Annotated in this window: 11 protein-coding genes; 5 read left to right on the plus strand and 6 right to left on the minus strand. The window is 41.8% G+C overall.

Annotation, left to right across the window (positions count from 1 at the left end):
* The first annotated feature begins 69 nt into the window (after positions 1-69).
* Together PaeCFBP13512_RS11265 and PaeCFBP13512_RS11270 are read left to right on the plus strand one after the other, a co-directional pair.
* On the plus strand, positions 70-444 hold the full coding sequence (locus tag PaeCFBP13512_RS11265; protein WP_137223124.1) for a hypothetical protein: 375 nt from the start codon (positions 70-72) through the stop codon (positions 442-444).
* Between the two features lie 102 nt (positions 445-546).
* Positions 547-1,881, plus strand: a complete 1,335-nt coding sequence (locus PaeCFBP13512_RS11270) for a hemolysin family protein (RefSeq protein ID WP_137223126.1) — start codon at positions 547-549, stop codon at positions 1,879-1,881.
* Positions 1,882-1,972: 91 nt separating this feature from the next.
* On the opposite strand, the gene PaeCFBP13512_RS11275 is transcribed toward PaeCFBP13512_RS11270, so the two are convergent.
* Together PaeCFBP13512_RS11275 and PaeCFBP13512_RS11280 are read right to left on the minus strand one after the other, a co-directional pair.
* Positions 1,973-3,031, minus strand: coding sequence for an anthranilate phosphoribosyltransferase (locus tag PaeCFBP13512_RS11275; protein ID WP_137223128.1), 1,059 nt, complete (start codon positions 3,029-3,031; stop codon positions 1,973-1,975).
* Positions 3,032-3,052: 21 nt separating this feature from the next.
* On the minus strand, positions 3,053-3,646 hold the full coding sequence (locus PaeCFBP13512_RS11280) for an ANTAR domain-containing response regulator (protein WP_137223130.1): 594 nt from the start codon (positions 3,644-3,646) through the stop codon (positions 3,053-3,055).
* Between the two features lie 449 nt (positions 3,647-4,095).
* Here PaeCFBP13512_RS11280 and nirB point away from each other — a divergent pair, with 449 nt between their 5' ends.
* From nirB to cobA, 3 genes are read left to right on the plus strand one after another with little or no spacing between them, the layout of a single operon-like run.
* Complete coding sequence (nirB, locus tag PaeCFBP13512_RS11285) at positions 4,096-6,546, plus strand: nitrite reductase large subunit NirB (protein WP_137223132.1); 2,451 nt, start codon at positions 4,096-4,098, stop codon at positions 6,544-6,546.
* Positions 6,547-6,564: 18 nt separating this feature from the next.
* Positions 6,565-6,876, plus strand: a complete 312-nt coding sequence (gene nirD / locus PaeCFBP13512_RS11290; protein ID WP_069327780.1) for a nitrite reductase small subunit NirD — start codon at positions 6,565-6,567, stop codon at positions 6,874-6,876.
* Between the two features lie 17 nt (positions 6,877-6,893).
* The gene (cobA, locus tag PaeCFBP13512_RS11295) at positions 6,894-7,718 is read left to right on the plus strand and encodes a uroporphyrinogen-III C-methyltransferase (protein ID WP_137223134.1); all 825 of its coding nucleotides are present in this window, start codon (positions 6,894-6,896) and stop codon (positions 7,716-7,718) included.
* Positions 7,719-7,729: 11 nt separating this feature from the next.
* On the opposite strand, the gene PaeCFBP13512_RS11300 is transcribed toward cobA, so the two are convergent.
* The 4 genes from PaeCFBP13512_RS11300 to PaeCFBP13512_RS11315 form a co-directional block, all read right to left on the minus strand.
* Entirely contained in the window at positions 7,730-8,167 is a 438-nt protein-coding gene (locus tag PaeCFBP13512_RS11300; protein ID WP_137223136.1) for an Imm63 family immunity protein, read from the minus strand.
* A 211-nt stretch (positions 8,168-8,378) separates the two neighbouring features.
* Complete coding sequence (locus PaeCFBP13512_RS11305) at positions 8,379-10,151, minus strand: adenine deaminase (protein ID WP_441343329.1); 1,773 nt, start codon at positions 10,149-10,151, stop codon at positions 8,379-8,381.
* Entirely contained in the window at positions 10,148-11,224 is a 1,077-nt protein-coding gene (locus tag PaeCFBP13512_RS11310) for an ABC transporter ATP-binding protein (protein WP_137223138.1), read from the minus strand. Before PaeCFBP13512_RS11310 ends, PaeCFBP13512_RS11305 begins: the two co-directional genes overlap by 4 nt.
* Positions 11,225-11,240: 16 nt before the next feature.
* On the minus strand, positions 11,241-12,032 hold the full coding sequence (locus PaeCFBP13512_RS11315; protein ID WP_069327667.1) for an ABC transporter permease: 792 nt from the start codon (positions 12,030-12,032) through the stop codon (positions 11,241-11,243).
* Between the last annotated feature and the right edge of the window lies 1 nt (position 12,033).

Raw genomic sequence — 12,033 nt, forward strand, 5'->3', positions numbered from 1 at the left:
TAATAATATGAATATATATAACTATACATGAGGACGACTTTACCGTCCTATTCAAATGGGAGATGCTACTTGGATACTTTACCCGCACGAAGGCGAATGATGAGTGCTGTACTGATGAGTCTAATCATGCTGTTGTTCTGTATGCCATTTCAATCAACAGATGAAGAAGACTATGACTTTGCTGTCACAACTGGAATTTATCCAGGCAAAATGACATACGGATCAGCACGGTATGCAGGTAATGTAGATGGCGGATCAAATGTGCCTACTTTACCACCAGTGATGACACTGGCTGCTTACTTTGCGATTCTGGTTCGGTATGTGCGTATATCGATCAGTCCCACTCATCTTCTTTCTTTCATCCCTCTCTTGCTCAAGCGCTTATTACTTGCAGAGCTTAAGTACCGGTCCAATTATATGGATACAGTTTCCGTACGACCTTAATCATGTCTAACACATTTGCTGATAGTAAGTGTGACTCATTCACATTAATGGATCGCGGATGCTGACCCGATAGGATCGGCACGCACGAAGGGAGAGAGTTTGTTGTCTGACAGTATTAATATAGGACTTAATTTAACGTTATTTGTAATTTTAATTATCTTTACTGCGTTTTTCGTCGTTGTGGAATTTGCGATTGTAAAAGTAAGAGGTAGTCGTATCGATCAATTGATCACCGAGGGAAACAAAAATGCTCGTTATGCGAAAGAAGTCATCTCGAATCTGGATGGTTACCTGTCTACCTGTCAATTAGGCATAACCATTACAGCGTTAGGGCTGGGTATGTTAGGAGAACCGACTGTAGAGTATATGTTATCTCCTATCTTTGCTAATTTGGGTGTTACTGAATCACTCAGTCATATTTTATCGTATGCGATTGCTTTATTATTAGTAACTTATTTCCATGTGGTTGTTGGTGAATTAACGCCGAAGACAGTGGCTTTACGCAAAGCAGAACAAGTGACGTTGTATACCGCTCGTCCGATTATCTGGTTTAACCGTTTGATGTATCCTTTTATTTTTATTTTAAATGGATCGGCTATCTTCTTAACACGCTTGATTGGTCTACAACCTGCAAGCGAACATGAAGAAGCTCACTCGGAAGAAGAATTGCATATTATTTTGAATGAAAGCTATGAAAGTGGCAAAATCAATCAAAGTGAATATGGTTATGTGAGTCGTATTTTTGCTTTTGATGAAATGCTAGCCAAAGAATTAATGGTTCCCCGTACAGACATGGTGTGTTTATTTACCGAGAAATCACCGGAAGAAAATCGGATGATTATTCGTAAAGAACAATACACTCGTTTTCCTGTAGCGGAAGGAAGTAAAGATAATATTATCGGTATGATCAATACCAAGCAGTTCTTTTTAGCAGCGGAAGAAACGCCGAATCTGAATGTTGCTCCATTGATTCATCCGGTGATGTCTTTATCGGAGACCACACCTGTAAAGCATTTGCTCAAACGAATGCAACGTGAAGGAACACATATTGCGATATTAGTCGATGAATATGGCGGGACTTCAGGGATGATTACGATTGAAGATATTTTGGAAGAAATCGTGGGCGAGATTCGCGATGAATTCGATGCCGATGAAGAAGATGAAATTCAACAAATTGCTCCACATCATCTGATTGTCGATGGTAAAGTATTTATCAACCGTGTCAACGATCTGTTAGGTACCGATCTGGATGATGAGGAATTGGATACGATCAGTGGTTGGTTATACGGTCAACGTCCTGATCTTGCCATTGGAGCAATCTATGAATTTGAAGATCTGACGTTCAAAGTATTGCGTCGTAGCGCACGTCGTTATCGCAAGCTAGAGATTGTCAAAAAAGTAGTCGAAACCGATGAACATGAAGATACCGAATCATAATGGTATCTGATCTGGATGATCCTCATTCAATCATTGGCTAAAAACATTAAAACCGCTTTTTCCTCAACAGGAGAAGCGGTTTTTTGTATGTTTATATCTTCCCAAGCGATAACATATTAGGCTGTTCGCCACGCATCAGCTGACCCCAGTGACAGTAGACTTGATAAGCTTTGCCACTTTCCAATATAGACTTAGCGGTATATACGCCTTCTTCAATCGAGCCTGTCTGGCCTGTTAGTGCTAAGCGGTAAGCACTATTGAGTAGTACTTGATTAGTAAATGCAAGATCGGCTTGTCCGCGTAACACCTGTTCAGTCACTTCGATCTGTGTAGCGGCTGTCCAGCTTATTTCAGGCAACGAAATATCAAGTCCATACACTTCAGGATCTATAATCTCCATACGAGCTTCACCATGTTCTACTACATACGTACGTGTAGGACGATCAATAAATAAATCTTCCGACCCCTCTGCTCCCTGAATAATAGCGGCACGCTGATAATCCAGCCGTTGCAATACTTTAGCAATTCGTTCAAAAAACGTATTATGGAACACGCCATATACTAGATAAGGAGAATGACTATAATTCATTAATTTCTCAGCGCTATTCAGGATCGTACGTACCCCTATTTCTTCACGCAATGTACGCAAAGCGCCAAGAGGAGGACACCACTGCTCTGCTGATACAAATAATAACCCTGTTTCTTGGGCGGCATATAGAGATTGATCTCGTGTTAGGTGATCGGTATTGACTCCCATTTCACGCAATAACAAAGGCAATGTAACTCCCCATTTAGGAGGTAGTGGCTCACTGCCATGTAACGTCACTTTTTGACCTGTGGACGCTAGCACAAATGAAGTCGCAAAGCTGGCGATAAACGAAGCCGTACGTCCATCATAAGGCGCTGCACAATCTAGACTATTGATCGAAGAAGTACGTAATGCATATTTACGACAGATATCTACGAACGCATGCATTTCTTCTATATTTTCCATCTTCATCCGTTCTGCCATCAAAAAAGCACCGATCTGTACATCAGAAGCTTCTCGATTCAAAATCATTTCGCCTACCGCTATCGCTTCATCATAAGTAAGATCTCTGGAACCTCTTTTGCCTCGACCTACTTCTTTCAGTATGTCCGTCATGTTCACGTCAGGTTCCTCCTTTGACTATTAAGATTGTAACAATTGATGGGCTTTAACGATCGCTGTGGCAACATCTACAAGGCGTTTACGATCGTTCATCGCTTTTTTACGTAAAATGTCATAGGCTTCTGCTTCAGAGATCTTTTTCATATCTGCTAAAATGCCTTTTGCCATATCGATCCACTTTCGATCTTCTAAGCGGGAGACCAATTGCTGACGTTCACTATGCCATTGTTGCCTTTCGATACAGATCTTAGCTGCAAAATGAAGTGCCCAGTGAAGGTCTTGTTCTTTCATGGTAGGTGTAAGAATCCCATCAATAGCACTTTCCATTTCACAGGCTTGGACAGAAGAAGAGGTGGTATATGGACTGCACCACCATAACATCGGGATATTGCGTGAATGCGTCAGAATATGTTCGAGGATAGCAATCTCTTCAATAGGTAGATCAAGCACTACAGCATCGGCTTTGGTTAACAAAGATTTGACATCATCAGCCCCAACTGAAATCGACGCCTGATACCCGTTATCTTCCAGCAAAGTCTCAGGTAATACCACAGACTCTAACTGATCCGGACCACAGATCATATTATTCATACGGATAATCAGTAAAGAACGCATTGAGAGGTACTCCCTCCTCATATCACTTAATACTTTATATGAAATATATAATAGAAAATATCACATGAAAAGCTAAATTTTAAAGTAAATATATATATTTCAGCTCTTTTTTGAGAAAAAGAAGGTAAATGAGGTTATTTCGATATTTATCATGTAAACATAATTAACTTCTAATTTCAAATAAAATTTTTATGTTATTTATATTGACATGTAATTATACATCTTTTATAGTTGGTTTATCGAAAAATAACATATTCAGCTTGTCCCATCATTATATTGAACTACATTTCTTTTGAATATCATAGATACAATGGAGTATCTAAATCATAGACGGCAATGAAGCCTGTCTCTACCCTATATCAGAGTACCAAGCGTTTCGCACGCTTATCTCTGGTTGGAATGAGACAGGCTTTTTATATTTTACAGAGATTATAGGAGGAGAGATCATCATGACAACACCCAAAAAATTAGTACTGATCGGAAACGGAATGGCAGGCGTATGGACGATAGAGCATTTACTGAAGCTAGCACCACATGCATATGAGATCACTATTTTTGGAGCAGAACCTCATCCGAACTATAATCGTATCTTATTATCTACCGTGCTTGCAGGTGGCGCTTCGATCAACGATATCATTATCAATGACCATGATTGGTACAGTGAAAATCAGATCACTCTACATACAGGTGATCCAGTCGTACGTATAGATGTGCAGAACCGTCAGGTCATTGCTGCTTCTGGCTTGCATGTTGACTATGATGAAGTGATTATCGCAACAGGTTCAAGAGCCTTTATCCCACCTATTCCGGGTTCAGACAAAGACGGAGTGATTGGATTTCGAGATATTAAAGATTGTGAGACCATGATCTCAACCGCTCAGACTCATCATAAAGCAGCTGTTGTCGGGGGCGGACTGCTTGGACTTGAAGCGGCACGCGGATTACTGAATCTGGGTATGGATGTCACCGTTATTCATATTAATGAACATTTGATGGATCGCCAGCTTGATCTTCCCGCAGGATTGATGCTTCAAGAACAGTTAGAAGCTCAGGGCATGAAGTTCTTACTGGGCAAGCGTACCGTTGAATTAACCGGCAAGCGCAGAGTCACAGGGCTTCGATTCACAGATGGAGAATCATTAGATGCTGATCTTGTGGTGATGGCGGTAGGGATTCGTCCTAATATTGATGTAGCTTTATCTTCTGCACTTCAAATAAATCGCGGAATTGTAGTCAATGATCATCTGCATACGAATATTCCTCATATTTCAGCCGTCGGTGAGTGTGCAGAACATCGAGGCATTGGATACGGGTTAGTTGCTCCCTTATATGAACAAGGTGCTGTACTTGCTAAACGTCTCGCAGGACTAGACACTGCTGGGTACGAGGGCTCGGTTACTTCGACCAAACTCAAAGTTGCCGGTGTAGATGTATTTTCAGCAGGACAATTTGCAGATACAAAACAGACCAAGTCGCTACGTATGCAAGATGATATCGATCATATTTACAAAAAATTAGTTATTCAAGATGGTAAATTAATTGGAGCTGTATTGTTCGGAGATACGTCTGAAGGCAGTTCATTGTTCTCTTTAATCAAAAGTGGTGAGTCGATTGTCGGACGTGAAAAAGAATTGCTCACTGGTTATGTAGCTGGTGCGGCGGCAGTATCTCCTTTGCAACGATTAGAAAGTATGGCTGATGACGAAATCGTATGTGGTTGTAACGGTGTTAGCAAAGCAGCGATCGGTGATGCAGTACTGAATCAAGGTTGTCATACGATGGGATCACTCAAATCTTGTACCAAAGCTTCTGCTTCTTGCGGAGGTTGTGCTCCACTTGTAGAAGGATTGCTTCAATATTATGCTGGAGATTCAGCTCAGGTAGCGGTCAAAGAAGGCATGTGCGGCTGTACTTCACTACAACGTGACGAGATTGTAGAGCAGATCAAAACGATGGGTCTCAAAACAGTCAAAGAAGTGATGAATGTACTGGAATGGCGCGAACCTGAAGGCTGTTCCAAATGTCGTCCAGCACTCAACTATTATCTAGGCATGTTATTTCCAGCAGAATATGAAGATGAAAAAGAATCTCGCTTCACCAATGAACGGTATCATGCCAATATCCAAAAAGATGGTACGTATTCAGTCGTTCCTCGTATCTATGGCGGAGTCACCTCACCTGCTGATCTCAAAAAAATAGCCAATGTAGCTGAAAAATATAATGTACCACTCGTTAAATTTACAGGTGGTCAACGATTAGATTTACTCGGTATCCAAAAAGAAGACCTGCCTAAAATCTGGGAAGAATTGGATATGCCTTCCGGTCATGCTTATGGCAAAACATTACGTACAGTCAAAACATGTGTGGGTAATACATTCTGCCGCTTTGGGACACAAGATGCGATGGCAATGGGAATCAAAATGGAAAAAGCATATGAACGCTTAACTGGCCCTGCCAAAATAAAATTAGCGGTCTCTGGATGTCCACGTAACTGTGCAGAAGCGACAATCAAAGATTTGGGCTTAGTGGCTATCGATGGCGGTTGGGAACTGCATGTGGGAGGCAATGGTGGTGTTAAAGTACGGGCTGCCGAACTGCTATGCACAGTCAAAACGGAAGAAGAAGTGATGGAATGGTCCAGCGCGTATTTACAATATTATCGTGAACATGCTCGCTTTAATGAACGCACCGCCGCATGGATTGAACGTGTAGGTCTAGATCATGTCAAAGAAGCACTTGCCGATCAACAGACTCGCTTGGAGCTGGTTAGTCGTATAGAAGAAACGCTGAGTTATACTTCTGATCCGTGGAAAGAAATTATTGCCAAAGACGAATTACGCAAAAACTTTGAACCTTTGAACCCAGCACCATTAACCGGATCGACCACATCTATGCATTAAGGGGGAACTGCGATGACGATGACCAAATTACATGTAGGGCATATTCAAGACATCGATAAAAAAGGATCACGTACTTTCCAACTAGGTGAGACCGAGATTGCTTTGTTTCACCTTAGTGATGGTAGTATTCATGCCGTTGAAAATAGCTGCCCTCACAAAAAAGGACGATTATCTGAAGGGATGGTCTGCGGGACAGCGATTCATTGTCCTTTACATGATTGGAAAATCGATCTACGAAGTGGCAAAGTACAAGAACCTGATGAAGGTTGTGTGCATACGTACAATACAGAAGTCGATCCTGATAGTGGAGCGATCTATATCACATTTTGAGCAAAGGAGTGGTGAAGATGAATAGAGCATATGGCACAGTAAGCATTATCGGGGCAGGTCCAGGTGATCCTGAATTGATTACAGTCAAAGCATTACGGCGGATTCAGCAAGCCGATGTGATTATGTATGATCGTCTGGTGAATGACGAGTTGTTAACCTATGCCCGTCCAGATGCACAGAGGCTATTTTGTGGTAAAGCGCCTGGATTGCATCATATGAATCAAGCCACTATTCATCGTACACTACTCTCTTATGCATCAGCAGGTCATGCTGTGGTTCGACTCAAAGGAGGCGACCCCTTTGTTTTTGGACGGGGTGCAGAAGAAGCTTTATTTCTAGCTGAACATCATATTCCTTATGAGATTGTACCGGGTATCACATCAGCGATTGGAACAGCCGCCAGTGCTTCGATTCCGCTCACTCATCGTGGTGTAGCGACATCATTTGCTTGTATTACGGTCTGCAGGGCGAATCCAGCGATTGAGCCAACCACGACAGAATCGATATTCTCTTCCGCTCCACCGCTATCTCCGTCCCCTGTGCGGTGGGATCTACTCGCTCACAGCGTGGATACACTGGCAATCTATATGGGTGTCAGTCAATTGGAAGAAATCTGTAGTGAACTGATCTTTTGCGGTAAACCTTCTACAACCCCTGTCGCTATTATCGAAAATGGAACAACCGAAGCCGAGCGCATATTTACAGGTACACTGGCGGATATAAATCAAATAGCCACTGCCGCTCATGTGAGTAATCCAGCGATGATTATTATCGGTGCAGTGGTTCATATCCGGGAACAATTAATACAGATGAAGCATCAAGCCCATCAAATGATCGGGTAACCTTTATGATGCTAGATTGATTCTATATCTGCTCTTTTACCTTTCTCATGCCACCATTGTGCATATATGCCGCCAATCGCATCAAATATTTGCGTCTGATCATGTTGCCATTCTCCTACTAGCTGTTCATCATATGTAAGAAAAGAGGTTTTGTTGTCGACTTTGTATTTGTGTAATAAGCGAATATGAGTCACCAATTCAATCGTATACGCTAATATCCAGTACAACATCGCATCCTCATCGTATATCATTTTGGTAAACACATTTTGTCCACGTTCATACATCTGTAGTCGGTATCCTGTGGCAGTCAGTTCGACAAAAGGAGCAAAGTCTTCTCGAAAAGATGACATAAACGGATTCGTAATATAATTGATATACTCTTCTTTCGGTAAAGAAGTACGTTGTAACAACGAATGTAATTGTTCTATATACTGTGCTTGTGTTTTCATACAGATACCTCCTGAATAGTTATCATCTTATGCTCTATTTTCGCTATATGTAATCTATCCTACACGTTTTTGGGATATCGTCAAAAAAGTAGCGAATCTAAAAAGCCGTTTTCCTTTATGTAGAGGAGCAACGGCTTTTTTAGTATGACTATTTTGAATAATTATGCTTTTCATCATTTCAGGTAGAGATAGCATAAAAGATGATGCAGTCTTAATAGGAAGAATTCATACTATTTCGAGTAGCTCCTGTTAATAAAGGTACTACTTTCCCATGATTAACATCAATAAGACCATAATCAGTAATTTTGAGTGCAGGGCTAACGGGTAAAGAATGCGTACTAATCGACATAATCGGATTATAATGCTTATACCCTAGTTCACGCATAGCCGTAACCAGTTGATCCACAGCAACAGCTGTTTCTTCCAGTGGGGCTTCTGTTAAGATACCACCTACAGGTAAATGCAGGGAAGCGATGATTTCTCCATCTAATACAACACAGAATCCACCCTGCTTACTAATCACTTCATTGGCTGCTATTGCCATATCTTGTGGATTACGACCGACGACAAGCAGATTATGATTGTCATGTGAATAGGTTGTTGCTATCGCACCACGTGTAATCGTATCTCCACCGATCAGACCATACGCATGATTACCATTTTTTCCATACCGCTCAAATGTAGCGATCAATCCATACCCGCTCTGTTCCCACATCAACTGCTGATTACGCACACTTACATCAGTTAGACGTTCTTCGGTAAAGGTTGATCCGTCTTTGACCATCATTACCCGACATTCATACAGACCGTCATCGTTATGAACTGGAACTTGAAAATGTTGCTCGTTCAGTAGCTCTAACTTCACACTCTGATAAAAGTGAGCTGGGAATTGTGGTTGGGAAGAAGGCTGTATATACGGCTGATCCTGCTGATACACACACAATCCTTTTTTGTAAACTTCATCAATCTGGAACTGCTCGATATCGGATAGTAAAATAAAATCGGCTAATTTACCGGGTGCTATGGCTCCACGATCACTCATATTCATTCTTCTTGCAGGTGTAAAGGTAGCTGCATAGACTGCTGCTTCAGGTGCCATTCCCATCTGAATCGCTTTACGGACGATATAATCCAGATGCCCACGCCACGCTAGACTATCGGTCATCACATCATCTGTCACAAAGCAGAAATGTTCTGCAACATCATGATGAATCATATAATCCATAATTTCCGGTGTCATTGATTTCTCTTGCAGTTCAATAAACATCCCTGCTGCTATACGCTCTGTCATTCCTTCAATACTCTGATGGGTATGATCAGAATCGATTCCTGCTGTGATCAATTGATGGAGATCTAGATCAAGTAACTTGGGCGTATGCCCTTCGATAACAAGATGCGGATAATGCGTCTTCATATGACGTAAAATTTGATTCGTTTTGCATTCTGGATCACGTATCACATCGACATAGTTCATAATTTCACCCAGACAAATAATCGACTCCGTGCGCATCAACTCGTCAATATCCGCAATCTCGATAGAACCGCCTGTTGTTTCCAGCGGTGTGGCGGGTACAGAGCTAGGAATACTATACATCATATCGCACGTCACATCTTGACTGGCGGCAATCATTTCTTTGACCCCTTCAAGCCCGAATACATTAGCCATCTCATGCGGTTCAGGTACGATCGTTGTGACTCCGCGACGTAAAATGCCGTGAGAAAAGGTCGCTGGTGTGACCATCGAGCTTTCAATATGCAAATGGATATCGATTAGACCGGGGATCATATATCGTCTATGACCTTCGATGATCTGCTCGGCGGCAAAACGATCACTGCTTTGTTGACCAATATATAGAAATTTGTCTCCCTTAACGGCTACATCGCCTGTACGAAATTCTTTATAGTAACTATTGTAAACCTGAACATTGGTGATAAGCAGATCTACAGCGATTGGAGAGGATGCAGATGTATTTACACTACTCATTGTCCCACCATCACAATCTTATCCGCTGGAAAAGTAATCATCACCTGTTGACCGGGTGCGATCGGGATATCCATTTCTTGATTAACTGTAAATGCGCCTAACGCTGTCTGTACTTCAAATTGATAACTTCGTCCTAGATACGTACTGACTTTGACTGTTCCTGGTACTTGATTGGACAGAGACTTTTGTAGATCCGTCAGTTGACCTAAAGGTATAATACGTAAATCTTCCGGACGGATCGCGCCTTTGTACGTGTTCGCTGTCGATTGACCGGCTTGTAATTGCACATCAAATCCGTAATCTCCAATCGTCCACTCTAGCCCTGTATTTCCTTGACGAGTCCCATCAAACACCAAAAAGTTATTAAACCCGATAAAACGAGCGACATATTCGGTTTTGGGATACTGGTAGATATCGGTAGGAGCACCTAATTGCTCGATTTTGCCAGCATTCATTATTGCTACTTGGTCGGAGATCGAAAAACATTCTTCCTGATCATGAGATACGTAGACCGCAGTCATTCCTAATTCTTGCTGTAAACGACGAATCTCAACACGCATCGTCACTCGGAGATTAGCATCCAGATTACTTAACGGTTCATCAAATAGTAGCAGATCCGGTTCAATCACCAGTGCGCGGGCAATAGCTACACGTTGACGTTGTCCACCAGACAATTCTTGCGGGAACCGCTTTTCAAAGCCATTCAGACTAACGATATCAAGCATACGTAATACTTTTTCTTTCACTTGCGCTTCTTTCATTTTGCGCAGACGTAAGCCGAACGCTACATTATCATAGACCGACAAATGTGGAAATAACGCATAACTTTGAAAAACAAATCCAAAATTGCGTTTGTTCACAGGTAGGTGGGTATAATCACGCCCGTCGAACATAAATTTGCCACCTTTTGCCTCCAAAAAGCCTGCAATCAGACGCAATGTGGTTGTTTTGCCACAACCGCTTGGTCCGAGTAATGAAAGTAATTTACCTTCTTCTAATTTGAGATCGAAATTCTCCAAAATCAGGTGGTTATCATACGCCACCGATACCTGTTCTAAGCTGAGTAATGTCATCGTCGTATGCCTCCCCTTATCGTTTGGTAAAGTAAGCCAGTCCACCCATCAGACGCTCAATCACGAACATCAATAGACCGGTCAATATCATCAATACGACCGAAATCGCAGCTATCGTTGGATCAAAATAATTCTGTACATACGTCAACATTTGGATCGGCAATGTACTAATTCCCGGTCCTGTCATAAATACCGAGATATCGACATTATTGAATGACTCCAGAAAAGCGATCAATACCGCCGCCATAATGCCTGAGCGAATATTCGGTAATACCACTCTGAAAAAAGCTTGTAAACGTCCTGCACCAAGACTAACTGCCGCTTCTTCGATCGAAAAATCAAAGTTCGATAGACTGGAACCAATCACTCGAATAATAAACGGCAACATAATGACTGTATGCCCGACTAAGAGACCTGCATAAATTGGCAATTGGTACATAACTAGCACATATTTGAGCATCGTAAAACCAAGTACAATACCGGGAATCAACACCGGTGATAAAAAGATCGCATTGAGCAAATCACGTCCGCGAAAGTGATATCGACTTAGCGCGTATGCCGCAGGTACACCCAGAATCAGAGCAAGTAAATTCCCTAATAACGAAATAATAATAGAGGTGACAAACGTCTTCGGAAACATATCGACTGCCCATATATTTTGATACCATTTGAGTGAAAATCCATCTGGTGGAAATTTCAATACTGTGCCCGGTCCGAATGAGGTGACCGAGATGATCACCAGTGGTCCTAGCAGAAAAATAAAAACTAACGTGCTAAATATCGCCAGTCCGTAATGTTTTTCTTTCATC

The organism is Paenibacillus sp. CFBP13512 (assembly GCF_005233705.1).
GTDB classification, from domain to species: domain Bacteria; phylum Bacillota; class Bacilli; order Paenibacillales; family Paenibacillaceae; genus Saccharibacillus; species Saccharibacillus nuruki.

What these genes read in the sequence shown, in the direction of transcription:
- PaeCFBP13512_RS11280 (WP_137223130.1), bottom strand. Translation starts at nt 3,646, where the DNA reads ATGCGTTCTTTACTGATTATCCGTATGAATAATATGATCTGTGGTCCG.
- nirB (WP_137223132.1), top strand. Translation starts at nt 4,096, where the DNA reads ATGACAACACCCAAAAAATTAGTACTGATCGGAAACGGAATGGCAGGC.
- nirD (WP_069327780.1), top strand. Translation starts at nt 6,565, where the DNA reads ATGACCAAATTACATGTAGGGCATATTCAAGACATCGATAAAAAAGGA.
- cobA (WP_137223134.1), top strand. Translation starts at nt 6,894, where the DNA reads ATGAATAGAGCATATGGCACAGTAAGCATTATCGGGGCAGGTCCAGGT.
- PaeCFBP13512_RS11300 (WP_137223136.1), bottom strand. Translation starts at nt 8,167, where the DNA reads ATGAAAACACAAGCACAGTATATAGAACAATTACATTCGTTGTTACAA.
- PaeCFBP13512_RS11305 (WP_441343329.1), bottom strand. Translation starts at nt 10,151, where the DNA reads ATGAGTAGTGTAAATACATCTGCATCCTCTCCAATCGCTGTAGATCTG.
- PaeCFBP13512_RS11310 (WP_137223138.1), bottom strand. Translation starts at nt 11,224, where the DNA reads ATGACATTACTCAGCTTAGAACAGGTATCGGTGGCGTATGATAACCAC.
- PaeCFBP13512_RS11315 (WP_069327667.1), bottom strand. Translation starts at nt 12,032, where the DNA reads ATGAAAGAAAAACATTACGGACTGGCGATATTTAGCACGTTAGTTTTT.